The sequence below is a fragment of the Mucilaginibacter terrigena genome, assembly GCF_004168255.1.
Classification (GTDB): domain Bacteria; phylum Bacteroidota; class Bacteroidia; order Sphingobacteriales; family Sphingobacteriaceae; genus Mucilaginibacter; species Mucilaginibacter terrigena.
On the sequence record NZ_SEWG01000001.1, the window covers coordinates 534,611 to 559,197 of the forward strand.

A 24,587-nucleotide genomic window follows, 5' to 3' on the forward strand; every position below is an offset into this window, starting at 1 on the left:
GAAGCATTATTTTTTGTAGCTGATCTTGTAGATCGTCCCCTTAGAATCATCGGTTACGTAGATAGAACCATCAGGGCCCTGTGCTAAACCGCATGGGCGGCGTTCTGCATTGCCTTTAGCTGTATTCTCGGCCGAGCCCGAAAAGCCATCAGCAAATACTTCCCATTTGCCATCGGGCTTGCCATTTTTAAACGGCTGGAAAACCACGTAATAACCGGCCTGTGGCTCGGGCGCGCGGTTCCACGAGCCATGAAAGGCTATGAAAGCACCGTTCTTATATTTCTCCGGAAACTGGTCGCCGGTGTAAAACAGTAAACCGTTAGGGGCAAGGTGGCCGGGATAAGCGGCGGCGGGGTTAATATATTTATTGCCGGGGTCGCCGTCCTTTTTACCATCGCCGCCGTACTCTGGCGCTAAGATCTTTTTGTTTTGTTGCTGGTCGTAATAAATATAAGGCCAGCCTGCATTGTCGCCTTTATTAATAGCGTAAAGGCATTCGGCAGGTAACTCGGCAGATTGTTTTTCGTTGTACAGGTCCGGGAACAGGTCGTGTAAGGCATCGCGGCCGTGCTGCATTACAAAAAGCTGGTTGTTTTGTTTATTCCAATCCATGCCAACCACGTTGCGCAGGCCCGTAGCATAGCGCACACCATCTTTGTAGGTCTGGTTTAGCTTATCGGCCTTAAACTGCCAGATACCTCCTGCCGAGTCGAGAATAGGGCAGCCCGGCTGGCCCATAGAGCCTTTTTCGCGGTCTTTTACCTGGCAGGAGTTTGAGTAAGCGCCGATATTTACATACAGGTTACCGGCATCATCCAAAACAATAGCTTTGGCTTCGTGCTGATGGCGGTTTATAAGGCCTTTAACAATGGTCTCGGGCTTGGTACTATCCAAAACCTCATTTTTATCGTTCAGTTTATAGCGGTAAACATCCTCATCAGATGAAGCGTACAGGTAACCATTTTTAATGTAGATACCCGTTCCGCCAAAATCACCGAAGCCGGTTTTAACATCGGCTTTGCCATTGTTTTCGTGCAGCACCATAATGCCCTTGCCATCTTTTGGTTTGCCAAGCTTTACAAAAATATCGCCCTGCGGGGATACGGTTATATGGCGTGTGCCACCAAGGTTTTCGGCAAGGATAGCTGCACTAAAGCCTGATTGGAGCGTTAACCCAGCGGATGCTGTTGCCGCGGTATCTGTTGCAGATACTGCGCTATCGGCATTGCCCTTGTTACCATTGCCGGTACAAGCGTTAAATAATATCGATGCCGCAATCGCTACTGTTGCTATTACGGATTTAAATAGTCTGTTTTTCATTTGGTGCAGGTGTTAATTATTGATGTGCGACAGCAGGGAAAACCATTCTTTTATTGGGCTGTCAAATTACTTTATTATACAATACATTATCAAATCTGTTTGTAGAAATATGGTTACAAGGTAAGTACATGGGTATAATTGCTGATACCGGTTAAACTATCGCTTACGGTTACCGTCATAGATGTATAAATTTTAAGGATATGAGAAAGTCAGTTTTACTATCAGCAATATTATTTGGAAGCCTGGTTTACAATAGCGCCCAGGCTCAGATATCTGTACATATAGGTTTTAACATTCCTGCCCGCAGGGTATATGTACCGGCCCCGCCACCGCAACCCGTTATGGTTTATGATAATGACGAGTTTGACGACAGCGACGATTATTATTACCTGCCCGAAGTAGAAGCCTATTACAGCGTACCGCGTAATTGTTATTATTACCAGGATGGCGGCAGGTGGATCTCGGCAGCTTACCTGCCCGGCGCTTACCGCAATTACAACTGGCGTACCGCTCAGCGTTACGAAATAAGGGGCCGTCGCCCATACATGCAGCACGAACAGTACCGCAGCAAATGGGGTGGTAATTATAGCCGTAACAACTGGAACTGGAACCGCAGGAATAATAACTATGCCGGCAGACCAAACTACCATAACGACTGGAACAGGGGTAATAACAACCGCAACGACAGGCCACAGGGCGGCTACAACCAGCCAAACCGCAACGACAGACCGCAAGGTGGCTTTAACCAACCCAACCGTAACGACAGACCGCAAGGTGGCTACAACCAGCCAAACCGCGATAATAATGGCCGCGGGAGAGGCGGCTGGGGCGGCGGTCAGCAACAGCCATCACAGCCAAGCAGGAATGACAACCGTGGTGGTGGCGGTCGCGACAGGGATAACCGCGGCGGTAACGACAATTTTAAATTAGCCCAAAACAAAGGTGGGTTTGGCGGCGCGCATCGCCAGGCAAGGTTTTAATATAACCACCCCGACATATATGCAAAAGCCATCCGTTAGCTAACGGATGGCTTTTTTTGCTTTGTTGAAATATTGGTTTAATAGCTGCTTGCCGAGGTTAACAGTTCAATAGCTTCGCCACTTAGGTTGAGTTGGGCGGCTTTAGTGAGGTCGTTTAATTGCGGTATGCTGGTTGCGCTGGCGATAGGGGCGGTGATGCCCGGCCTTGCCATTACCCATGCTAATGCAACGCTTGCGGGCGTGGTGTTATATTCTTCGGCTACCTTATCTAAAGCGCCTAAAATTTTATAGCCACGTCCGTTAAGGTATTTTTTGATACCCCCGCCGCGTTTGCTCTTGTTAAGATCGGCCTCTGAACGGTATTTACCTGTAAGGAAGCCGCTTGCCAGCGAGTAATAGGTTATTACACCGATATTGCTCTCGCGGCATAACGATTCGTACAGCCGCTCGTAATCCTCGCGGTCGTACAGGTTATATTCGGGCTGCAAAGTTTCGTAGCGGGCGAAGCCATTATCTCTGCTCACCTGTAAAGCCTCCCGAAACCTGTCGGCGCTTAAGTTTGATGCCCCTATGGCGCGTACCTTGCCTTGTTTGATCAGGTCGGTAAAGGTTTCCATTGTTTCGGTTAACGGCGTATTAGGGTCGTCCTCGTGCGATTGGTACAGGTCGATGTAATCGGTTTTTAGTCGCTTAAGCGAATCTTCCACCGCCCGGGTAATGTAATCTTTTGAAAGTCCCTTTTTACCCTCGCCCATAGGCTTGCCGACTTTGGTAGCCAGTATCACTTTATCCCGTTTGCCACCCTGTTTCAGCCAGTTGCCAATAATAGTTTCTGATTCGCCGCCGGTATTGCCGGGCACCCATTTGGAGTAAACATCGGCCGTATCCACAAAATCAAACCCGGCATCTATAAAAGCATCCAGCAGGGCAAAGGAGGCCTTTTGGTCGGCCGTCCAGCCAAATACGTTACCGCCGAAGCAAAAGGGCTGTACCCAAATGCCCGATCTGCCTAATTCGCGCTTTTCCATATGCAATAGTATTATAAAGATACGCCTACCTGCTCTGCCAGTTCATCCACCCATCCCGAAAGATAGGGCTCCGATCCTGCAATGCGTTCCCAACGGCCATGTTCGTTACGGGCTATGGTGAGTTGCAGGCTCCCGTCGAGCGAGTTAAATTCGTAAATTCCGTTGGTTGCTTGCGTAACTATCCCGTTAACTGGGCTGTCAGAACCGGTTAGCACCGCTTCAAGTTGTTGTTCCATAATTAAGTTTGTTTATATTTTTAACACGGCTATAGGGTTTGTGTTTGGATTGGTTTGAATTAAGCCGCTATTATGATTGATGCCGATAAAACGCGTTAAGGATTGAAACGGATACTCCGAAGGAGTCCTTTGGACCGGCCCGCGCCTAAGGCCTGCAGGCGTATGAGTGTAAAGCCTGACCGCAGGGAACGCCCCCAACTAATTAAACAGCCTTAAAACTATTAACAGGGGCTAACTGTTAAGCATACAACCAATTAAATTTTAGTTTTATAATGAAGATGAGATATTTCCAGGTGGCGCAGGGTGTATGGGGGATGCGGATATTTTTTGTAAATGTTTACATGATTGCCAACCGCCGCGGCATTGGTAAGGGATGGGTTTTGGTTGATACCGGCATCAAAGGCTCGGCTGCTAAAATTATTGCCATGGCCGAAGCTATATTTGGCCCGGGTACACGGCCCAGCGCTATTGTGCTTACCCACGGCCATGCCGACCACGCCGGCGCGCTGCCCGAACTATTGAAATACTGGAACGTACCCGTTTACGCCCATAAAATGGAAATGCCGTATTTAACCGGCCGCTCATCGTACCCGCCGGCCGACCCGGAAGCAGGCGGGGGCCTGATGACCCTGATATCGGGGATCTGGCCCACAACGCCCATTAACGTGAGCCGCAACCTGCGGGAAATTGATATGTACGACGGCATCCCCGAACTACCCGAATGGAAGGTGATCCATACACCAGGCCACACACCGGGGCATATTTCGCTGTTTTTACCACTAAATACCACGCTGATAGCCGGCGACGCCTTTACCACCACGCAGTCGGAGTCGGCGTTATCGATATTAACTTACCACAAAAAGCTGAGCGGCCCGCCAAGGTCCATCACATCCGACTGGATAGCGGCGGCAAAATCGGTACGGAAGCTGGCAGCTTTGCAGCCCCGTATAGCAGCTACAGGGCACGGCCCGGTAATGCGGGGGCGAGAGCTTTCTACCGGGCTAAACCTGCTGGCCAACAGGTTCGAGAGCATTGCGGTACCACAAAGCGGGCGGTACGTTGGCCACGGGGCCATATCCGACGAGAACGGCGTGCGCTATATACCGCCATACCGGGGCACCATGAAACGTACCGCTACCATTGCCATTGCAGCAACCGTACTGAGCTTTTTATTGGTAAGGCAGGCCGGTAAAATATGGAGCTAAGCAATATTGTTCTACATTTACAGCGTGGAAAAGATAGTACCCGACCCCCAGGTTTTAATTGATATTGTAAACACCCGAATGCCCTTTGGCAAGTACAAAAATACGCTGCTTTGCGATATGCCTATCAGCTACCTGGAGTGGATGCATAAACAGGGTTTCCCGCCGGGCAAACTGGGGATGATGCTGAGCACCGTGTTCGAGATAAAAAGCAACGGGGTTGACCAGATACTGCGGCAGATAAAGTTTAAGTACGGGGGGCGTTCATAGTCGATAGTCGATAGTCCATAGTCGATGGTCTATAATCCATAGTGAAGGTTATTGCTAACAATTACCTTTTGATGACTGATTTACTTAAACCGCTGTAAGGTTGTTTGCGTAAATACTACTAAACAGATAAAAAAACTATCATGAAAAATTTAGTAATATATTTTGCGGCACTTTTGATGTTTACGGGTTGCGCAAACGGGCAAACTAAACAAAACCGTAACGATTTTGCGGCGGTACCCAGTCCGGCTGCAGGCGAAGCTGTAGCCACCTTTGGCGGCGGCTGTTTCTGGAGCATGAGCGAGGCCATGAGCGAACTGAAAGGCGTAAACAAAGTGGTGTCGGGCTATGCAGGGGGCAATACCAAAAATCCAACTTACGAACAGGTGAGTGACCGCACCACCAACCATGCCGAAGTTACCCAGATCTACTATAACCCAAAAGTGATAAGCTTTGCCACACTGGCCGAGGCCTTCTTCTTCGCGCACGACCCTACTACGCTTAACCGCCAGGGGCCTGATGTAGGTACCGATTACCGCTCTATCGTATTTTATCGCAACGATGCTGAGAAGAACACCCTGCTAAGCGTTATAAAAAAGGTGAACGAAACCAAGCATTATAGCAACCCTATAGTTACCCAGGTTGTACCTTACAAGGCCTTTTACCCGGCCGAGAAATACCACCAGGGTTATTACCGCACTAACGGCGATAACCCCTACATCAGCAGCGTATCTGAACCTAAGGTGATGAAGTTCCGTAAGGCAATGAAAGCGGAGTTGAAGCCGGAGTTTCAGAAATAAGGAGCCTCTTAAATAACAAATTGTCATTTCGAGGGAAGCGTAGCGACGAGAAATCTTATACATATTGCCAATCTACGCCTACTACTCGTATAAGATTTCTCCTCGTACCTCGTTCGAAATGACATAGGTAAATTAAAGGCCCTGTCCCACTAAATATTACACAACGCGAGACAAAAATGTAAATTACTGTAAAACAGCTATTTGCAAATTTAAAAAAATCAGTTTTATTTAAAGTTATACTTTAACCTTTTATGCATAAGTATTTTATAATTAATTATTTATGATTTTTTGCATGGGTGTCCCACTCGTTTCTGAATGGGACGGAATGGGACACCCTGATTTTTATAATTTCTTTGTTAAATAAAGATTATTCTTTATATTTACAGAAATTATAATTTCATGGACGAACCAGATTTTTACCAGATCTCGCCTACGCGCCGCTTGTACCGCCCGGCGGCGATTGAGGCCATTCGTACACAATTGTACGAGAATAAAAAGCGTTTAAAAAAACACGGCCTCGACGAATCCATTTACCTCGACCCGCAAAAAACCAACCTGCTGTTTGTAAAAACCGCCGGCGAATGGATGAAGCAGGAGTACGGCAAACCCATGCCGCGCATGCTGCTGGGCGACCTTTGGCTGGAGGGCGAAATGTGCATCCTGTTTGCCGATACCAACCTGGGCAAATCTATCCTTGCGGTGCAAATTGGCAATAACCTGGCGCAGGGCTGCTGTACCGGCAACTTCAATAACCAACTGGAGGCTCAAACCCCGGTGCTTTATGTTGATTTTGAGATGGGCAGCAAACAGTTTGAGAGCCGCTATTACGATAGCCAGTGGGGCAGCCACCAGTTTGGGCATACCTTTTACCGTGCCGAGTTTAACCCCGAGGCCGAGAACCCCGCCCTGTACGATAGTTATGATGCCTATCTCGAATCGGCCCTCGATAGCGCCATCGACAAAACCAAAGCTAAGGTGCTAATTATCGATAACCTTACCTATATGGCCACCGGTACCGAACGTGCCCGCGAAGCCCTGCCGCTGATGAAGAGGCTGAAAGCGCTGAAGAAAAAGCATAACATAAGCATGCTGGTGCTGGCACATACCCCAAAGCGCATGGCTAATAAACCCATTACCGTTAACGATTTGCAGGGCAGCAAAATGATCATCAACTTTTGCGACAGCGCCTTCGCCATTGGCAAAAGCCATACCCGGCCCGGCAAACTGTACCTTAAACAGGTAAAACAACGCAGCCGCAAAACCATGTACGACGAGCACAACGTTTGCCTTTGCCACATCCAAAAGGAATACACCGACCTGCACTTCGCCTTTGAAGGCTACGCCAAAGAACACGACCACCTGCAAAGCGCCCATGCCCAGGCCCGCCAGCAACTGCAACAACAAGCCCGCGACCTGCACCAAACCGGCCAAAGCTACCGCCAGATAAGCGCCCAGCTAAAAGTGCCTGTAAGTACTTTGGGGAGATGGTTGGGATAGTTTTTCGATTTCGGATGTTAGATTTTAGATCTCGGATTTATAATTTAGGATCGGGAATGCGCGAAAGGTTCCCCTCTCGAGAGGGGCAAGGGGTGTGTTAATGAAGCGATGAGAATAATACTTGCGCTGATTTGCAATCAGCACTTAATGTGGGGTAGCAATTGCGTCGGGCATTGCAAATGACGGGACGTATTTGCACTCGTCATAGACAAGCAAAAGGGGTGGATCGATCGAGTATATTTAATTATTTAAAGGGTAAATGAGAAATCACAATTCCAATGTTTTTTTGTACATACATAGTTCTGTTACATTTTTTAATGTGATAATTGAATGAAGCAGCCCACTCATCAGACTTTTCAACTTTTGGTCCTATTGTAATTTTTTCTAAAACTGGAACAATGTCAATTAAACTTATATAAACTCTAGGAGGAATACTAAGCATGTCAATTGTCTTTTCAAACCCAACACCTTGTACAACTAATCTAACTTCTTGTTCGTATTGATATTCTGCGCTCTTAAAAAGGTAAGTAATATCATTCAAGAGTTGGGCAATACGATCTTTTTGAACAGTTTTTAAATCGCCGACATTTTTTTTCAAGTCAACAAGAAGTTTGTTAAGGCGTCGATTATTTGTTGTACTTATATCTGGCACTACAAACTTATCTTTTGCTTTATAAGCCACTCTATAAAATGTAAATTTTTCATCTATTTGATGAAATTCCTCATCCTCTTCAGGACTTAGCTTATCTTCTAAAAAATTTATAAAATCATTTTTATTAATTGTTATAGCGCAACCTTTGGCCTCAGTATCAATTTCCTTCCCATACATTCTCCAAAGCGTTAAATCGTTATGCTTTTTTGAAGATACAAAACTTCCTATAAAAGGTCTTTCAACAAACTGTTCCTCAATAGTATTTTCAGGCGTAATATTCTTTATTTGAAAATTTATAAAGTTGAGTAACTCAGTCCCCTCGGATGTATCATTTAAATATGCTCCTTCAGATAATCTCAAAGGACTGTTGCCTAATATTATCGCTTTTGCACTTGATAAACTTGTGTAATGAGTTAAATAACCGTCATCAAATAAAAGTATCTTTTTTATGTTAGTAACAATAAGTGATATTTTCTCATACCATTCATTTGATATTTTTTCTTCTAAATCTTTTATTTCTGATAATGCTATTTTTATATAGGAATCACTCGCAAACTCATTAAGTTTAGCGTATGTTTTATAATCGTCTAAGGAATAAATATTTTTGCCTAAATTTTTATACAGTATCGCTCGATTAAAATATACTGAAGCATAATCTTTGTCAATTCTTATTGCTTCTGAATAATCAGATAAGGCTTTATCATATTTTTTAAGTTTATTAAAAATGATAGCTCTATTGTTATATGCCAATTTATATTCTGGATTCAAATCAATTGCTTTGTCTAAATCTTTGATTGCTTTTTCAGACTGTTTTAATTTATATAACAGTATAGCCCTATTATTATAAGCTTGATAATAGTTTTTATCAATTGAAATTGCTTTATTGTAATCTTCTAAGGCTCTTTGATAATTATTAAGAGATTGAAGTAATAATGCACGATTATAAAATATTAATGCATTATTTGGATTGAGGTTTATTGATTTCTCAAAATCTTCAAATGCATTGTCATAATTTTTCAGTAGCGAATTAATAGTCGCGCGATTATAATAGTTTAAGTATTCATTTGGGTTTAAACTTATTGCAATATTGTAATCAGATAATGCTTCTTTAAAAGCTTTATTTAAATGCAGAGCATTTCCTCGCGCTAAATACCCCATAAAATTTAATGGATCCAATTCTATGGCTTTATTAGCGTAGTTTTTAGCCTCTTCACACTTACCTAATTTCATAAAAGCTCGGGCTTTTAAAGCGTAAAGTGTGGCGTTATTATAATTCTCTAATAATTTTTCCGGTAGCAAATCAATTATTTTTTGAAATTGCTTTTGGTCTTTCAGTTTATCAATTTCAAGAATTAATTCGTTTTCGATTTTCTCCATATCCGTTTAAAAACTAAATATCTATTTTTTTTTCGAATTAATGACTTTGATAATTAATTCGTTAGGTGGTGCGTGTCCATGGCTGACATACCGCCAGTGCCTTTCCAATACTCCCACAACCCCAACCCAACTAAACCCGATTGTCGGAAAAGCCTTTGCCTGCGCGGCAGGGCGGCGCATGTGCAGCAAAGCTTGTACAGAAAGCGGGGCTGCTGTAGCCGAAGTATTCCCGGCACTGGTTTACAAAGCATAGCGCTTACTTGTCCTAAAGAGATTGCCGCGCTATCGCTCGCAATGGCAGGGTGGTTATTAGCGATGGGTTTTATACCCATCGCCTGCTGATAAGCCACGCTACCGCAAGCCTCCTCGCTTGTGGTTACAGCTTACATATAACAAGCAGGGCGCATAAACCCCTTCCTGCACCTTCCCGTGGGGAAGGAATCGCACGAGGCCATTGCGCCGCTATTTTCCCCATTGTTTTCACCACTCTGTCATGCAGAACATCGTGAAGCATCTGATCGCCTGCATGCTTAATGGTCATGCACAGTTTGTTAATAGATCCTTCGCTATCGCTCAGGATGACAAGGGAGAAAAGCGCGGAGCACCTTTCACAGCGGGAATGCCGGTTTAGCCTTTTCAGATGTGTGTAGCTGCTCACAACAGCGTTCAAAATATATCTCAAATAAATTTTCGCTACCGGGTGGTTGCTTTATATTTACAGGTAGTAAATTGTAAATAATACCGACATGACCGTACCCGGGCAAATTGAAAATTATATAAACAGCCAGCCCGAAACAAAGCGCGGCGAGATGCAGGCTTTGCACACGCTGATACTTGATACGTTACCCGGCTGTAAATTGTGGTTTGATGATGGTACCAACGATGAAAACAAAACGGTTACCAACCCAACCGTAGGGTATGGGTCGTTCACCATAAAATATGCCAATGGCAAAACAAGGGAGTTTTTCCAGGCAGGCATCAGCGCAAATACCACTGGTATCTCTGTTTATATCCTTGGTGTAGCCGATAAAACTTACCTGGCCCAAACCTACGGTAAGGCAATAGGCAAAGCCAAAGTAACGGGCTACTGCATCAGGTTTAACAAATTGGCAGATATTGACACCAATGTACTGATAACTGCCATACAGGATGGGGTAAAGCTATCGGGTGATAATTGAAAGGTTGCAGGATCATCAACACATCTTGCACCATCGTTACGGGTGCCAAGTGTAAATTGGTGTGGTTACGGCTGTGCTATTTCTTATTCACAATATCCCCAATGATCATATCCGCGTGGATGCGCGAGTTTTCGATGAACCACAGGTGTGTGTCCAGTCCGCCGCAAACAACACCGGCAAGGTACAGGCCGGGTTGGTTGGTTTCCATCGTTTCGGGGTTGTAGGTGGGTATAAACTTATCTTTCGACAGGGTGATGCCCAGCTTGGCCAGGAAATCGAAATTGGGTTTATAGCCCGTCATGGCCATTACAAAATCGTTGGGGATGGTTACCTTGCCATCGGGTGTATCAATATCCACCTCGGTTTGGCGGATGGCGGCCAGGCCGGAGTTAAAATATGCCTTGATGCTGCCTTCCTTTATCCGGTTAAGGATATCGGGCCGTACCCAGTATTTAACGCGTTTGCTTATCTCGTCGCCGCGCACCACCAGCGTAACTTCGGCGCCTTTGCGGTAGGTCTCTAAAGCTACATCAATGGCCGAGTTGCTGCTGCCAACCACCACCACCTTTTGCAGGGTGTAGTAATGCGGGTCCTGGTAGTAGTGTTTTACTTTTGGCAGGTCTTCGCCGGGGATGTCCAGGTTTACGGCAATATCATAAAACCCGGTACTCAGGATCACCTTTTTTGCCCGGTAAGTGCTTTTAGCGGTGGTTATTTCATAACCGCCTTCAACAGGTATAACGCGGGTAACTTCCTCAAATAAATTTAACGGCAGGTTATTGGATAGTGCCACACGGCGGTAATACTCCAACGCGTCGGCACGGGTAGGTTTGTTATGCACGGTTACAAAGGGCACGCCGCCGATCTCCAGTTTTTCGGACGTGGAGAAGAATGTCATGGTAGAGGGGTAATTGTACAGCGAATTTACCAGGCAGCCCTTTTCGACAATAACAAAGCTTAAACCGGCCTTTTGGGCTGCCAGTCCGCATGCCAAACCAATGGGGCCGCCGCCAATAATCAATATATCCAGCATGGTGCTAAGATAGGCAGTTTGCCGGGAAGATAATATGGAATAATGAATGCCGAATGTCAAATTTTGAAGAGATGCCGGGTATAGAAAAATCCGGGACAAAAAAAATGGGATAAGCTACTTTTATCGCGCCGCTCAACTCTCTACCCTTGCTGCGTTCCCACCCTGGGGGAGTTCAAGAGGAGCTGGCCGTAAAAGACTTATCCCGCCGCAAAGATAGAAAAAGGATGCATTTTAGGTTAACAAATTATTAAAAAAGGAAATAGCGTGGCGGATGTGTTGATTATCAGGCTGATAATCTGTTGCAGGTGTTTAGTGCAGCGGTTTAATAAGCAGGTGATGGTATAGCTATTCCCCGCGGGGTTTAACAACTATCATTTTACCGCCTTCACCATCCTGTCCTTGACGCTCATATCCTTACGTAACTCGATACGGGTAAAACCTTTAACGGTTAGCAGGTCAGCCGTTTCTTTACCAAAGCTTTCGTTTATCTCCAGGAATAAAAGGCCGTTTTTGTTGAGGCGCGTTAACGCATAATCCGCGATGGCCTTGTAAAATACCAGTGGATCGTGCGCGGGTACAAACAGTGCGGTGTGGGGTTCAAAATTGGTTACATTTTGGTGCATTCTGAGTTTATCTTCCAGGGTAACATAAGGAGGGTTGGAGATGATGATATCGAATTTCGAATTTCCCATTTCGAATTTTGTGTTGAGGATATCGTCTTGAATAAAACTAACCTCAACATCGTTGATCACAGCGTTTTGCCTGGCAGTATGTAAAGCATCCGCAGAAATATCAATAGCGGTAACCACAGCATCCGGCAGGTTCTTTTTTATGCTGATGGCGATACATCCGCTACCCGTACCGATATCCAATATCGAAACCGACTTTTTACTTTTTACTTTCGACTTTTGACTTTCAAGGACCCATTCCACTAACTCCTCCGTCTCGGGCCGGGGTATCAGCGTGGCGGGGTTCACTAAAAAATTAAGTCCGTAAAACTCCGTACTGCCTAAAATGTATTGAACAGGCTTGCCGGTTTTTAATTCATCAAGGATGCTTTGGATCTTTTCAAGTGCTTCGCCGGGCACATCATCCTCCGGGAAAGCCTTTATTTGGGCGCGGGATGTACCTGTAATTTCTTCCAGCACCAGCAGGGCAATCGATTCTATCTCACGCGTATCATACACCTCAATTAACCCTTGCTGAAAGTTCAGGAATACATCCTTAATAGTTTTCATGCAACAAAGTAACATAAAACCTACTTTTGCACAATGGCAATTCACGAAATATATATGCAGCGCTGCCTGGAATTGGCCGCTTTAGGCGCAGGCAGGGTTAGTCCGAACCCGATGGTTGGCGCCGTGATAGTTCATGAGGGCAAGATAATAGGCGAGGGCTACCACCAAAAATACGGCGAAGCCCATGCCGAGGTAAATGCCGTTAACATGGTGATTGCCAACTACGATAACCACGCCGACCTGCTGCTGCACAGCACCATTTATGTTTCGCTGGAACCCTGCGCGCATTATGGCAAAACACCGCCTTGTGCCGATCTGATTATTAAACACCGCATCCCAAAAGTAGTGGTTGGCTGCCGCGACCCGTTTGCCCGGGTGGATGGTAAAGGGATTGAAAAGCTAAAGGCGGCAGGAGTAGAGGTTACAGTAGGCATGTTGGAAAAAGAATGCCGGTGGCTAAACCGTCGCTTTTTTACCCGTGTGCAAAAGCAAAGGCCGTATATCATATTAAAATGGGCGCAAACCGCCGATGGCTTTTTTGCCCCGGCAGATGGCAGCCAGCACTGGATCACCGGCCCCGAGAGCCGCAAGCTGGTTCACCAATGGCGCGCCGAAGAGGATGCCATACTGGTTGGCAAGAACACCATACTGGCCGATAACCCGCAGTTGAATGTGCGCTACGCCGAAGGCAATTCGCCAAAGCGGGTGGTGATTGATCGAAGACTGGAGTTGAGTAAAACTTTAAATGTTTTTGACCAATCGGTTGAAACATTGATATTTAACGAAGTAAAAACCGATATTGATGGTAAGAATAAATATATTGCCCTGGAAGATTTTGACCGCTTTGTACCGCAGTATATCTTGTTCCAGTTGTACCTGCAGGATCTGCAGTCGGTAATTATTGAGGGTGGGGCGCACACATTAAACTCGTTTATTGATGCGGGTTTGTGGGATGAAGCACGTATTTTTACAGGGCCGTCTGTATTGCAAAACGGGATAAAAGCGCCGGTTGTAATTGGCACCAATGCCGGTGAATATGCCGTTGGCGCCGATAGCTTACAGATAGTAACCAATCTGCCTACATAACCTATTAAACAATGTTGTACGTTTTTTTAAGTATTTGCTGCAGCGTTATTGTTTCTATACTGCTGAAACTTGCCCGGCGCTACCAGATAGACATTTTTCAGGCCATTACCTGGAATTACAGCATGGCTATACTGCTTACCTGGCTGTTTTTTAAACCGCAGGTACAAACATTCAGCTTTAGCCAGGCACCGTTAGGCATTTATATTGCCGTAGGCATTTTGCTCCCGCTGATCTTCTGGATCATGGCAGCATCGGTACGGGTGGCGGGTATTGTACGCACGGATGTGGCCCAAAGGCTGTCGCTGTTTATACCCCTGCTGGCGTCATTTTTATTATTTGGCGACCACCTTAACACGCTAAAAGCAATAGGGATAATTATAGGCTTTGCCGCGATACTGTGTTCTATACCGTGGCAAAAGCAAACGGCAAACCGCAAGGTGCTGTCAAACGCCTGGATCTATCTGCTCATTGTATTTTTTGGTTTTGGTGCTATAGATATCCTGTTTAAAAAAGTAGCGGCCTTTACGGCCATCCCTTATACAACATCCTTGTTTTTTATATATCTGCTGGCGTTCGCGATATCGTTTATCAGCCTGCTTGTAAAAGTATTTACCAAACAAAGCCGCATCAAATGGCCGCACTTAATGTTTGGGTGGATTTTGGGTGTGGCTAATTTTGGCAACATCCTGTTTTACCTTAAAGCGCATACCGCGTTATCCAAAAGCCCTTCAACCGTGTTTTCGGCCATGAATATCGGCGTAATAGCACTGGGCACCCTCGTAGGCTTAGTAGTATTTAACGAACGCCTGAGCATACTTAACAAAATTGGTGTGGCGCTGGCCGTTGTGGCCATTGTAGTAATTACTGTTTCTTAACCGACTGATGCTTTTCGACGATACTTACAAAACCATCGCCCAACCTGCGGAAAGTATCTTTCGCGACCGTGGCAGTAAATTCCTGGGGTATGCTTACCCGGTTACATCGGATAACGATCTCAAAGCCATCGTAGCCAGCCTGAAAGCCGAACACCCCAAAGCCAATCACCATTGCTGGGCAATTCGGCTGGGGATAGATCGCTCCGTTTTTCGCGTAAACGACGATGGAGAACCATCCGGCACCGCGGGCAGGCCGATACTAAACACACTGCTTTCCCGCAATATCACCAATGTGCTGGTAGTAGTGGTACGTTATTTCGGCGGTACGCTGCTTGGTGTGCCCGGCCTGATAAACGCCTATAAAACCGCTACCGAAATGGCCCTTGATGCCGCGCAGGTGATAGAAAAAACGGTGAACGACATTTACACCATCACCTTTGATTATGTGCAGATGAATGATGTAATGCGCATTATAAAAGACGAACAGCTGCAGATCCTGGAGCAACTATCCGAACTGAATTGCACCATCAAGTTCTCAGTACGTAAAACGCAGGTAGAAGGAGTAATGAGCAAGCTGAACAAAGTGAGCGGGGTAAAGACGGTTTATAATTACAGTGGGTAGAAAAATCGTCATGCCGTCCGTTGGATAACGGATCGGCACCTCTCGTGAAAAGTGTACTACTATATTCATCCGCCCGCTCTGACCTTTTACCCCACGCTTTTAAAAATCCTGTAATCGTATAAATCCTAAAAATCCCGGTTCAGACAAATACGGTATGTTCAGACAAAATCCCATCAATCTTAAAAATCCCATAAATCCCGGTTCAGCTTCTCACTAAAATTGCTTATTTTGCCTGCATATGCAATCTTTTGAAATAGATAAAACCGACCTGCTGCGCATTAAAACCGCCCTTGATGGTGATGATGCTGAATTACAGGAGGTTCTGAAGGATTACCATGCTTCGGAGATTGCCATACTGTTTGAAAAGCTTCCGCAGGAAGCAAAAGAGCGCATCATCAACACCCTGTCGACCGAGATAGCTTCTGAAGTGATCTCGGAAATGACCGAGGAATCGCACCCGGAAGACTTGTTGATCAGCCTTCATCCCGAGAAACGATCTGACATTGTTGAGGAGATGGATTATGACGTGGCCACGGATATCATCTCGCAGCTTGACGAACAGGACCAGCAGGAGATATTAGAGGATATCGACCAGGAAGATGCTACCAGTATCCGCGCGCTGTTAAGTTACCACGAAGACACCGCCGGTGGTTTGATGAACTCGGAGGTTATTTGCGTGAACATTAACTTGGATAAAAAAGGCGCGCTGGACGAGATCATCCGCCAGTCGGAAGAAATGGAGGAGTTTTATACCATTTACGTGGTAGATGATCATAAAACCCTGCAGGGCATTGTATCAATAAAAGATATTATTAAGGCCCGCAGCGAGGCTAAAGTGCGCGATCTGGTACAGGCCGATTTTGTATACGTTAAGGCCGAGCTTGACCAGGAAGAGGTAGCCAAACTCATTTCACAATATAACCTTACCACCATCCCCGTGGTAGATGATGATATGAAATTGCTGGGCCGCATTACAGTTGATGATATCATCGACGTTATGGAAGCCGAGAATACAGAGGATATATTGAAAATCTCGGGTGTATCGGAAGATGAGGAACTGAGCGGTAACTGGCAGGATGCCGTGAAAAGCCGTTTGCCCTGGCTGATAGTAAACCTTGGCACCGCTTTTTTAGCGGCATCGGTTATCAGGCAGTTTACACATGTAGAAGAGGAACTGCCCATTATTGTAGCTTATGTAACCATTATAGGCGGTATGGGCGGTAATGCAGCTACACAGGCGCTTGCTGTAACGGTAAGGCGTATATCGTTAAGCGACCTTAGCGACAGGCAAACTTACCGCACCGTTATAAAAGAATTTTTGGTAGGATTGATAAATGGCGGCGCCAACGGGCTTATTGTATTGATATTCGCGATATTTTACGATAAAAACCCCATGCTGGGGCTTGTGCTGTTTTTAGCCATGACCGGCAATTTAGTTGTAGCCGGTTTAACAGGCGCAGGCATCCCGCTGATATTGAAAAGGGTAGGGATTGACCCCGCCGTAGCATCATCCATCATCATTACCACTTTTACCGACTGTATTGGATTTTTACTGCCTTTGTGGCTTGCAAGCCAACTTTTATTATAATTTTGAAAATAAAAATTATTGAATGTTACATCCAACTTTTAAAGCACAATTGCCTGCGGTTTTAGGAATATTAAAAGCTCAAGGGATAAAATCTGCATATGCCTTTGGTTCCGTAGTAAGCGATAATTTTAATGAGAATAGTGATATTGACCTATTAATAGGTTTTGACGATGAATTAGAACCGCTTAAAAAGGGTGAAATTTGCTGGGATATACATGATAAATTAAGAGCATTATTTGAAAGAGAAGTGGATATTTTAGTTGAAGGTTCGCTAAAAAACCCCTTTTTTATTGAAGAGATAAATGAAAAAAAGCAATTGATATATGCAGCGTGAGGTTAAAAAATATCTGTTTGATATATTAAGCTGCGTGGAAAATATTGAGAACTTTATCGGCGGAAAGAAGGTCTATTCGGCTTTTGAAAGTAACTTAATGCTTCAGCAGGCAGTAGAAAGAAATATTGAAATTATTGGGGAAGCTGTAAATAATCTACTTAAAATAAATCCTGAAATAGCTATAACCAGCGCCAGAAGAATGGTTGATGCCAGGAATAAGATCATTCACGGTTATGATGAGATTCAATTAGTTCAGATTTGGAATATAGTAGTTAACCATTTGCCTTTGTTAAAAAACGAAGTTGAAAAACTTTTAAATTAAATATATACACGATACTAAAATTCTATTAATTAACTGAGGCAGTTTATTAATAGCTTATAATTATAACTAAAACTTGAATTAATGACCGAAGTAAGATACGACTGGACGCAAGAAGAGATCTCGAAAATATACCACTCACCACTGCTCGACCTGATATTTAGGGCGGCTACCATACACCGCGAGAACGAGGATTATGCCGAGGTGCAGATAAGTTCGCTTATTTCTATTAAAACCGGCGGCTGCCCCGAAGATTGCGCTTACTGCCCGCAGGCGGCACGTTACAACACCGGCGTTGATGTGCATGCCATTATGCCTAAGGAAGAAGTTATCGCGGTAGCACAAAAAGCTAAGAATGGCGGCGCTTCGCGTTTATGCATGGGCGCGGCATGGCGCGAGGTACGCGACAACCGCGACTTTGACAAGGTTATTGACATGGTAAAAGCCGTAAATGCCATGGATATGGAAGTTTGCTGCACGCTAGGCATGCTTACCGAGAGCCAGGCGCAACGTTTGGCCGATGCAGGCCTGTATGCTTATAACCACAATTTAGATACCTCTGAAGATGATTATAAGCGTATCATTACCACCCGTACTTATGACGACCGCCTACAAACGCTTGACCATGTTCGTAAGGCAAAGATCTCGGTTTGCAGCGGCGGTATTATCGGCCTTGGCGAAACCGCGCAAGACCGTATCTCGATGCTGAAAACATTATCCAATATGCCAAAACACCCCGAATCTGTGCCAATCAACGCGTTAGTGCCGGTACAGGGCACACCGCTGGCCGAGCAGCCACGCGTTTCGGTTTGGGATATGGTAAGGATGATTGCTACCGCCCGTATCATTATGCCAAAAACGGTTGTAAGGCTTTCTGCAGGCCGTACCGAAATGAGCACCGTTGAACAGGCCATGTGCTTTATGGCAGGCGCCAACTCCATCTTCGCCGGCGAAAAATTACTGACCACACCAAACCCATCATTTGATGAGGATATGGCCATGTTCCAGTTGCTGGGCTTAACACCGCGCAAAGCGTTTAAGAACGGTCGCCCCAACGTTTCCAAAGAAATTAAGGAAATGAGCATTAACGAGGTGATATAATAACATAATGGCAAGGAAGAAATATGCTCTTACTGTCCCGTCCTTTGATGAACTATTGGTTCCTACTGTAAAAGCTTTAGTAAAATTAGGGGGATCTGGATCCGTTGAAGAAATTAATAATCTTGTATATGAAATAGCTAAAATTCCTGAAGCGGTTTTGCAAATACCTCATGGTGAAAGTGACACACGAAAAGAAGTTGATTATCGACTCGCATGGAGTAAAACTTATTTAAAGAAATTCGGTCTACTTGAAAATTCTTCTCGCGGAATTTGGGCATTATTAAAAGCTGATATTGATACTGCTAACCTTGATACAAACGAAATCGTAAGATATGTTCGAGAACAATCGACAGTTGACAAACTCGAAAAAGGAAATGAAATCAGTTCGTCTAATGCTAAGGTTCAAAAAGAAGTTGAGGTAGAAGTAGAAAATACAGAGGTTTGGAAGGATAATTTACTTGAAGTTCTATATAAAATTTCTCCTGCTGCTTTTGAAAGATTAGCCCAAAGAATTCTGCGCGAAAGCGGATTTTCACAGGTTGAGGTTACAGGTAAGGTCGGGGACGGCGGCATTGATGGCAAAGGTATTGTGAGGGTAAGCGGCTTATTAAGTTTTCATGTGATTTTTCAATGTAAACGATATAAAGGATCGGTTTCTCCAAGTCAAGTAAGAGATTTTAGAGGCGCGATGCAAGGTCGCGCAGATAAAGGTCTTATAATTACCACCGGAACATTTACGAAAGAGGCTATAAAAGAAGCAACGAGAGATGGTGCACCACCGATTGATTTAATAGATGGTGAACTTCTTTGTGATAAATTAAAAGAGCTTAAACTTGGCGTAGAAACTAAGCTTATTGAAGTTGTAGAAATTAAAAACGATTGGTTTACTAATCTATAGCGAAACCTAAAACAAAAATGCCATAACGTTTCTTTTATACAAAAACTAAACGTTATGGCATTTGACCAATACCACGAACCACCTGAGGAGCTATCCCAGGAAACCCGCACTTTTGTACGCATGATCGTATCCCTGGGCGAAGAAGCCGAGGCCATCAACTGGTACGAGCAGCGCATCTCGGTAGAGAAAGACAAACAGGCAAAAGCAATTATGGAGAACGCCCAGCACGAAGAGTTTAAACACTTTGGCATGGACCTGGAATTTTTGCTGCGCAAAAAACCAAAATGGCGCGAAACCCTGCAGGCTATTTTATTTAAGAAAGGCGATATTGTAGAGCTTGGCGAAAAGGGCGAAGAAGCTTCGGAATAATTTTTTTATTTTCAACCCGCTATCTGTCACTTTTAAGGCGGATGCGAGTTGTTATGAATAAAACCTTAAAAACCTTAACATTTACGCTGATGCTGTCCGGCATTGGTGTATGCTTCGCGCAAAATAAGATCGTCGTTTACCAGTCGGATTTTGGGTTGAAGGATGGCGCTGTATCTGAAATGAAAGGGGTGGCCATCGGCGTATCGCCAGATCTGAAACTGTACGACCTTACGCACGAGATCCCTGCCTACAACATCTGGGAGGCATCGTACCGCCTGTTCCAAACCGTAAGCTACTGGCCAAAGGGAACAGTGTTTGTTTCGGTAGTTGACCCCAGTGTGGGCACGGCGCGTAAATCGGTAGTGCTTAAAACCCAAACCGGCCAGTTTATTGTAACACCCGATAACGGCACCTTAACGCTGGTCGCCGAAACGTACGGAATTGCCGGCCTCCGCGAGATAGACGAAAAAGTTAACCGCCGCCCCACATCAGGCAACTCCTTTACGTTTCACGGTCGCGATGTTTATTCGTACACTGCCGCCCGCCTGGCAGCAGGGGTGATCCCCTTTGAGCAGGTAGGGCCGGAGCTGCCAAAGCAAGTAGTAAGCATTCCTTATCAGAAGTCGGTTTTTGAAGGCGGCAAGCTAAAAGGCACCATTGATATTCACGATGTACAATATGGCAACATCTGGACAGATATCGACCAAAGCCTGGTTAAAAAGCTCGCCCCAAAATACGGTGAAGTGCTGCACCTGAAGATCTTTAACCAAGGCTTACTTGTACACGAAAGCGACGCGCCATACAGCGAAACATTTGGCAGCGTACCGCAGGGTAAGCCGCTTGTATATCTTAACAGCCTGATGCAATTATCATTCGCGCTAAACATGGGCAGCTTCGCCGATACTTATAAAATTGGCAGTGGGAGCGAGTGGAGTGTGGAGGTAAGTAAAACAGTGCAATAGTTATAGCAAGTCAAATAATTCCTGTTATTGTAAAAAAGGATTCATAGGGTTGTGGTGGTATATAATTACCTTAATATCGACCCTTTTTAACACCAAATATAATTCTGTTTACATCTGAATAATGTGTATAAATAATTAATTATCAGTTATTTAAGAAGATCATATCAATTCTTAATTCGTGATGATAATTATTGTATGGCTGCAAAATTATAGGTTTATACTTAGATGGGTACCAAATATAATTTTGTGTACAATTTTGTTAATTCATAACTTATTATTTTACAATAGGTTATGAAGTTTACATCTACTAATAGTTGTACCTGTAATAGCTTTCCCTGAAGTCTTTTCCCATTTCAGCAAAACGGCTGGATACAGTCTTTAAAAACTTCTCGTCAAGCAACTCGAACACGCTGTTCACACCTTCTGTCAAATCCATTTCAGGTATCTTATAACTCTGCTCAAGGGTACCCTTCTCTATCTTCACAATAAACTTTTGGTTCATATTCAGTATAGAGATCTTAAACTCAGGGTGGGGTAGTTCTGCAATTATTCTCATGATGTTGTTTCTGTTTTATCCGGTCCCGCTAAAGGGTCTTTTCCGTTTAATGTTCCGATGCTTTCTATGATCCGGAACCGCGCGAAAAGCTCCTCGCTGTACCAGCCCTCGCTTCGTGTTTTTTTGATCACTTCGGCATGTTGTTTACTACCATAGGCAAAGGCCTTCATATCTTCCAAACTTTCCCATATCGAGAAGGTCGCCTGCCGGTAAACCGGCGCTTCGCCCACACCCAAGGATGTGATGTACCCCGGTGCGCCTGTCATCAGGTTTGCAACTTCATCTACATGGCTCCAAAAATTCTTCAGTCTGCTCATTTTAATGGTAGCGCGGGTAAGTACTGCTATCCGTCCACAAGTAATTGCGTTGTTGGGGTTGCCAAATGGCTCTTTACCGTCCCATTTGCCATGGCTTTGCATAGGTTCGCAGAGTAATGTCCAGCTTTCAGTGCCTAATGCTTTCCACCATTTGCTCACCACAGAAGTTGCAGCGAACTTATCGTAAGCCTCTCTATCGTTCCAAACGGCCAATAAGCCCCATTGTTGCCAGTCGGGTTGCAGGTCAAATGTGCCGTTGCGGCCGCTGCCCAATAATTTCCAAAACGTACAGCCATCCTGTAAACACATTGGTATACGGTGTACGGCCATGGCCAGCAGGGCAAAAGGCACAAATGCTTTACGGTAACGCACTATGGTGAGGCTGACGATCATTCCCTGCGAAAATAAAATATTAAATATGAGATTTAGCTTATTTACTTTCAACACCGCATCGTTACTTTTGCTTTATGGCAGAGGATTTACAAATAACCGCATCAACCGATAAAGAGGAGCAGTACCGATCGCTCATTCCACAAATAGAAGCGCTGCTTTACGGCGAAACCGACCTGGTGGCTAATCTGGCCAATATCGCAGCAGCATTAAAGGAACAGTTTAAATGGTTTTGGGTTGGGTTTTACCTAATAAAACAGGACGAACTGGTGCTTGGACCTTTCCAGGGACCTGTAGCTTGTACGCGTATTGCCAAAGGCCGCGGTGTTTGCGGCACGGCATGGCAGCAGGCCGAAACTTTAATTGTGCCCAATGTTGATGAATTTCCGGGGCATATTGCCTGCAGCTCGTTATCCCGGTCAGAGATTGTGCTGCCTTTGTTTTCGCATGGCGAAGTTATCGGGGTATTGGATGTGGATAGCTCGGAATTAAATGCGTTTGATGAAATAGATGCCAACTATCTTGCGCAGGTAATAAACCTCATCAGGTTTAATGCGTAAGGTTTATTTTATATCGGGCTTGGGTGCTGATAGCAGGATATTCAAGTATATTTTACTGCCGGATGGGTATGAGAAAATACCAACCCACATCATCGTTCCTAATAAAAAAGACACTTTAAGTAATTATGCTGAAAAGATTGTATTACAATATAATATAAGTAATTGTGATATCGTTTGGGGCGATTCCCTTGGGGGTATGATAGCCGTCGAAATTGCCAAACAAGTGCGACTGGATATGGTACTGCTTACCTCTACCATAAAAACTGACAGCGAAGCGCCCTGGTATTTTAAGATCTTCAGGAAGCTGCCTGTATATGAACTTACGCCCGCTAAACTGATCACTAAACTCGGCGCGTTTGTAAAGCCAATTATGCGCGGATTAGCATCTGAAGATGCTGAAACCATTAAAAGCATGCTTAAAAACTCAACGCCCGAATTTTTAAAATGGGGGGCACAGGCCGCGCTAAATTGGCGAAACGACAAAATACCTGATAATTGTTATCACATCATCGGCGATAAGGATCTTGTTTTCCCATATAAAAACATTAAAAACCCCACAGCGGTTATAAAAGGCGGCACACACATTATGGTGTTTGATAAGGCAGCTGAGATAAATTCGTTATTGGCTGACATTCTGAAGTAAATGAAACTCCCCGAAACCTATTATCACAGCCCGGATGTTGTTGCCCTAAGCCGCGATTTGATAGGCAAATACCTGTTCACCAATATTGATGGTGAATTTACCGGTGGATATATTGTTGAAACAGAGGCTTATGCTGGCGTTATTGACAGGGCCGCGCACTCGTATGGCGGGCGGATGACACCACGCACCCAAACCATGTACATGCAGGGTGGGGTAAGTTATGTTTACCTGTGCTATGGCATCCACGAGATGTTTAACGTGGTGGTATCGGAAGAAGGACAACCGCATGCCATTTTAATAAGGGCCATACAACCTGCTGAAGGCTTGGATATGATGATGCTGAGGCGCAACATGGATAAGCTAAAACCCAACATCACCAAAGGCCCCGGCTCTGTAGCCAAAGCGCTGGGCATATCCCGTAAGATAAACGCTATGAGTTTGCAAAGCGATGTGATATGGATAGAGGACAGGGGGCTTACCTTCCCGGACGAAGAAGTTGCCGCCGGCCCGCGTATTGGGGTTGATTATGCAGGTGAGGATGCTTTGCTGCCATACCGCTTTTATGTGCGTGGAAATATTTATGTAAGCAAGCCCAACAAATAATTTGCTTGTTGGTTTATTGGTCAGTTAATTGATAAATACACTATGAGCAATTGGTCGAAAGCGGAAAGCTTAAAATATTTTAAAGATAAAGTGAACGAGGTGAAAACAGCCATGCTCACTACTTATAACGCCGATAAAGGGTTTAACAGCAGGCCTATGGGTACTGCCGATGTGGATAACGAAGGGAACATCTGGTTCTTTACAAATGAGTATTCACCCAAGGTAAGTGAGATCTCGGTAGAGAACACCGTATCGTTAACCTACTCGGATGTAAAAAATCACACCTACTTAAGCATTGTTGCCGAAGCTTCGGTAGTGGATGATAAGGCAAAAATGAAAGAATTATGGAACCCGTTCATACAAGCTTTCTTCCCTGCGGGTTTGGATGATCCTAAACTTACCCTGTTAAAAGTAACACCTACCGATGCCGAGTACTGGGACAGCAGCAGCAGCAATATGGTGGTATTGTTTAACATGCTTAAAGCAACCCTTACCGGTAAGCAGTACGACGAGGGTAAACACGGAAAAATAGATTTATAAGATTCGGGCGGATGTA

29 protein-coding genes and 1 other RNA gene are annotated in these 24,587 nt (G+C 44.8%); 21 read left to right on the plus strand and 9 right to left on the minus strand.

Features of this window, described 5'->3' with window-relative positions:
- Positions 1 to 6 precede the first annotated feature (6 nt).
- Complete coding sequence (locus tag EWM62_RS02275; protein ID WP_129875012.1) at positions 7 to 1,320, minus strand: PQQ-dependent sugar dehydrogenase; 1,314 nt, start codon at positions 1,318 to 1,320, stop codon at positions 7 to 9.
- Between the two features lie 200 nt (positions 1,321 to 1,520).
- Between EWM62_RS02275 and EWM62_RS02280 the strand changes: the two genes are divergently transcribed.
- Positions 1,521 to 2,300 (plus strand): hypothetical protein, encoded by a 780-nt coding sequence (locus EWM62_RS02280; RefSeq protein ID WP_129875013.1) that lies wholly within the window; start codon positions 1,521 to 1,523, stop codon positions 2,298 to 2,300.
- Positions 2,301 to 2,377: 77 nt separating this feature from the next.
- Here EWM62_RS02280 and EWM62_RS02285 read toward each other — a convergent pair whose 3' ends face one another.
- On the minus strand, positions 2,378 to 3,328 hold the full coding sequence (locus EWM62_RS02285; RefSeq protein WP_129875014.1) for an aldo/keto reductase: 951 nt from the start codon (positions 3,326 to 3,328) through the stop codon (positions 2,378 to 2,380).
- An 11-nt stretch (positions 3,329 to 3,339) separates the two neighbouring features.
- The gene (locus EWM62_RS02290; RefSeq protein WP_129875015.1) at positions 3,340 to 3,564 is read right to left on the minus strand and encodes a hypothetical protein; all 225 of its coding nucleotides are present in this window, start codon (positions 3,562 to 3,564) and stop codon (positions 3,340 to 3,342) included.
- Positions 3,565 to 3,836: 272 nt separating this feature from the next.
- Here EWM62_RS02290 and EWM62_RS02295 point away from each other — a divergent pair, with 272 nt between their 5' ends.
- The 4 genes from EWM62_RS02295 to EWM62_RS02310 all read left to right on the plus strand — a co-directional run bounded on the left by EWM62_RS02295 (position 3,837) and on the right by EWM62_RS02310 (position 7,330).
- On the plus strand, positions 3,837 to 4,769 hold the full coding sequence (locus tag EWM62_RS02295; protein ID WP_129875016.1) for an MBL fold metallo-hydrolase: 933 nt from the start codon (positions 3,837 to 3,839) through the stop codon (positions 4,767 to 4,769).
- 24 nt (positions 4,770 to 4,793) lie between these two features.
- Positions 4,794 to 5,036: a DUF3820 family protein gene (locus EWM62_RS02300; protein WP_238989261.1), complete on the plus strand. Its 243-nt coding sequence runs from the start codon at positions 4,794 to 4,796 to the stop codon at positions 5,034 to 5,036.
- 140 nt (positions 5,037 to 5,176) lie between these two features.
- Positions 5,177 to 5,833 carry a peptide-methionine (S)-S-oxide reductase MsrA gene (msrA, locus tag EWM62_RS02305; RefSeq protein ID WP_129875017.1) on the plus strand — a complete coding sequence of 219 codons (657 nt, stop codon included), beginning with the start codon at positions 5,177 to 5,179 and terminating at the stop codon, positions 5,831 to 5,833.
- 399 nt (positions 5,834 to 6,232) lie between these two features.
- A complete protein-coding gene (locus EWM62_RS02310) occupies positions 6,233 to 7,330 on the plus strand; it encodes an AAA family ATPase (RefSeq protein WP_129875018.1) in 1,098 nt (365 codons plus the stop codon).
- Positions 7,331 to 7,574: 244 nt separating this feature from the next.
- On the opposite strand, the gene EWM62_RS02315 is transcribed toward EWM62_RS02310, so the two are convergent.
- On the minus strand, positions 7,575 to 9,359 hold the full coding sequence (locus tag EWM62_RS02315; RefSeq protein WP_129875019.1) for a tetratricopeptide repeat protein: 1,785 nt from the start codon (positions 9,357 to 9,359) through the stop codon (positions 7,575 to 7,577).
- Between the two features lie 40 nt (positions 9,360 to 9,399).
- Here EWM62_RS02315 and EWM62_RS02320 point away from each other — a divergent pair, with 40 nt between their 5' ends.
- Both EWM62_RS02320 and EWM62_RS02325 read left to right on the plus strand, forming a co-directional pair.
- Positions 9,400 to 9,612 (plus strand): hypothetical protein, encoded by a 213-nt coding sequence (locus tag EWM62_RS02320; protein WP_129875020.1) that lies wholly within the window; start codon positions 9,400 to 9,402, stop codon positions 9,610 to 9,612.
- A 493-nt stretch (positions 9,613 to 10,105) separates the two neighbouring features.
- Positions 10,106 to 10,537, plus strand: coding sequence for a DUF1801 domain-containing protein (locus EWM62_RS02325; protein ID WP_129875021.1), 432 nt, complete (start codon positions 10,106 to 10,108; stop codon positions 10,535 to 10,537).
- 76 nt (positions 10,538 to 10,613) lie between these two features.
- On the opposite strand, the gene EWM62_RS02330 is transcribed toward EWM62_RS02325, so the two are convergent.
- The 3 genes from EWM62_RS02330 to prmC all read right to left on the minus strand — a co-directional run bounded on the left by EWM62_RS02330 (position 10,614) and on the right by prmC (position 12,808).
- On the minus strand, positions 10,614 to 11,570 hold the full coding sequence (locus tag EWM62_RS02330; protein ID WP_129875022.1) for a YpdA family putative bacillithiol disulfide reductase: 957 nt from the start codon (positions 11,568 to 11,570) through the stop codon (positions 10,614 to 10,616).
- A 104-nt stretch (positions 11,571 to 11,674) separates the two neighbouring features.
- Positions 11,675 to 11,773: signal recognition particle sRNA small type (ffs, locus tag EWM62_RS02335), an RNA gene on the minus strand.
- Between the two features lie 168 nt (positions 11,774 to 11,941).
- A complete protein-coding gene (gene prmC, locus EWM62_RS02340; protein ID WP_129875023.1) occupies positions 11,942 to 12,808 on the minus strand; it encodes a peptide chain release factor N(5)-glutamine methyltransferase in 867 nt (288 codons plus the stop codon).
- 33 nt (positions 12,809 to 12,841) lie between these two features.
- Here prmC and ribD point away from each other — a divergent pair, with 33 nt between their 5' ends.
- The 10 genes from ribD to EWM62_RS02390 all read left to right on the plus strand — a co-directional run bounded on the left by ribD (position 12,842) and on the right by EWM62_RS02390 (position 20,962).
- Positions 12,842 to 13,894 carry a bifunctional diaminohydroxyphosphoribosylaminopyrimidine deaminase/5-amino-6-(5-phosphoribosylamino)uracil reductase RibD gene (gene ribD / locus EWM62_RS02345; RefSeq protein WP_129875024.1) on the plus strand — a complete coding sequence of 351 codons (1,053 nt, stop codon included), beginning with the start codon at positions 12,842 to 12,844 and terminating at the stop codon, positions 13,892 to 13,894.
- An 11-nt stretch (positions 13,895 to 13,905) separates the two neighbouring features.
- Positions 13,906 to 14,769, plus strand: coding sequence for an EamA/RhaT family transporter (locus tag EWM62_RS02350; RefSeq protein WP_129875025.1), 864 nt, complete (start codon positions 13,906 to 13,908; stop codon positions 14,767 to 14,769).
- 7 nt (positions 14,770 to 14,776) lie between these two features.
- A complete protein-coding gene (locus EWM62_RS02355) occupies positions 14,777 to 15,391 on the plus strand; it encodes an IMPACT family protein (RefSeq protein ID WP_203234962.1) in 615 nt (204 codons plus the stop codon).
- Between the two features lie 238 nt (positions 15,392 to 15,629).
- Positions 15,630 to 16,979 carry a magnesium transporter gene (mgtE, locus tag EWM62_RS02360; RefSeq protein ID WP_129875027.1) on the plus strand — a complete coding sequence of 450 codons (1,350 nt, stop codon included), beginning with the start codon at positions 15,630 to 15,632 and terminating at the stop codon, positions 16,977 to 16,979.
- A gap of 22 nt (positions 16,980 to 17,001) precedes the next feature.
- A complete protein-coding gene (locus tag EWM62_RS02365; RefSeq protein WP_129875028.1) occupies positions 17,002 to 17,313 on the plus strand; it encodes a nucleotidyltransferase family protein in 312 nt (103 codons plus the stop codon).
- On the plus strand, positions 17,303 to 17,635 hold the full coding sequence (locus EWM62_RS02370; RefSeq protein WP_129875029.1) for a HepT-like ribonuclease domain-containing protein: 333 nt from the start codon (positions 17,303 to 17,305) through the stop codon (positions 17,633 to 17,635). The genes EWM62_RS02365 and EWM62_RS02370 overlap by 11 nt, the downstream gene beginning before the upstream one ends.
- A gap of 81 nt (positions 17,636 to 17,716) precedes the next feature.
- The gene (bioB, locus tag EWM62_RS02375; protein ID WP_129875030.1) at positions 17,717 to 18,733 is read left to right on the plus strand and encodes a biotin synthase BioB; all 1,017 of its coding nucleotides are present in this window, start codon (positions 17,717 to 17,719) and stop codon (positions 18,731 to 18,733) included.
- Between the two features lie 7 nt (positions 18,734 to 18,740).
- Entirely contained in the window at positions 18,741 to 19,631 is an 891-nt protein-coding gene (locus EWM62_RS02380) for a restriction endonuclease (RefSeq protein WP_129875031.1), read from the plus strand.
- Positions 19,632 to 19,685: 54 nt separating this feature from the next.
- Complete coding sequence (locus EWM62_RS02385) at positions 19,686 to 20,000, plus strand: ferritin family protein (RefSeq protein ID WP_129875032.1); 315 nt, start codon at positions 19,686 to 19,688, stop codon at positions 19,998 to 20,000.
- Positions 20,001 to 20,053: 53 nt separating this feature from the next.
- Positions 20,054 to 20,962 carry an SAM hydrolase/SAM-dependent halogenase family protein gene (locus tag EWM62_RS02390; protein WP_203234963.1) on the plus strand — a complete coding sequence of 303 codons (909 nt, stop codon included), beginning with the start codon at positions 20,054 to 20,056 and terminating at the stop codon, positions 20,960 to 20,962.
- Between the two features lie 307 nt (positions 20,963 to 21,269).
- On the opposite strand, the gene EWM62_RS02395 is transcribed toward EWM62_RS02390, so the two are convergent.
- Both EWM62_RS02395 and EWM62_RS02400 read right to left on the minus strand, forming a co-directional pair.
- Positions 21,270 to 21,518, minus strand: coding sequence for a hypothetical protein (locus EWM62_RS02395; RefSeq protein ID WP_129875034.1), 249 nt, complete (start codon positions 21,516 to 21,518; stop codon positions 21,270 to 21,272).
- Positions 21,515 to 22,228 carry a DUF3291 domain-containing protein gene (locus EWM62_RS02400; protein WP_129875035.1) on the minus strand — a complete coding sequence of 238 codons (714 nt, stop codon included), beginning with the start codon at positions 22,226 to 22,228 and terminating at the stop codon, positions 21,515 to 21,517. Before EWM62_RS02400 ends, EWM62_RS02395 begins: the two co-directional genes overlap by 4 nt.
- Before the next feature lie 74 nt (positions 22,229 to 22,302).
- On the opposite strand from EWM62_RS02400, the gene EWM62_RS02405 reads away from it, so the two are divergent.
- The 4 genes from EWM62_RS02405 to EWM62_RS02420 are packed head-to-tail and all read left to right on the plus strand — an operon-like array spanning position 22,303 to position 24,571.
- The gene (locus tag EWM62_RS02405) at positions 22,303 to 22,785 is read left to right on the plus strand and encodes a GAF domain-containing protein (RefSeq protein WP_129875036.1); all 483 of its coding nucleotides are present in this window, start codon (positions 22,303 to 22,305) and stop codon (positions 22,783 to 22,785) included.
- Entirely contained in the window at positions 22,778 to 23,428 is a 651-nt protein-coding gene (locus EWM62_RS02410; RefSeq protein WP_129875037.1) for an alpha/beta hydrolase, read from the plus strand. Before EWM62_RS02405 ends, EWM62_RS02410 begins: the two co-directional genes overlap by 8 nt.
- Positions 23,429 to 24,031 carry a DNA-3-methyladenine glycosylase gene (locus EWM62_RS02415; protein ID WP_129875038.1) on the plus strand — a complete coding sequence of 201 codons (603 nt, stop codon included), beginning with the start codon at positions 23,429 to 23,431 and terminating at the stop codon, positions 24,029 to 24,031.
- A 42-nt stretch (positions 24,032 to 24,073) separates the two neighbouring features.
- On the plus strand, positions 24,074 to 24,571 hold the full coding sequence (locus EWM62_RS02420; protein ID WP_129875039.1) for a pyridoxamine 5'-phosphate oxidase family protein: 498 nt from the start codon (positions 24,074 to 24,076) through the stop codon (positions 24,569 to 24,571).
- Positions 24,572 to 24,587 lie beyond the last annotated feature (16 nt).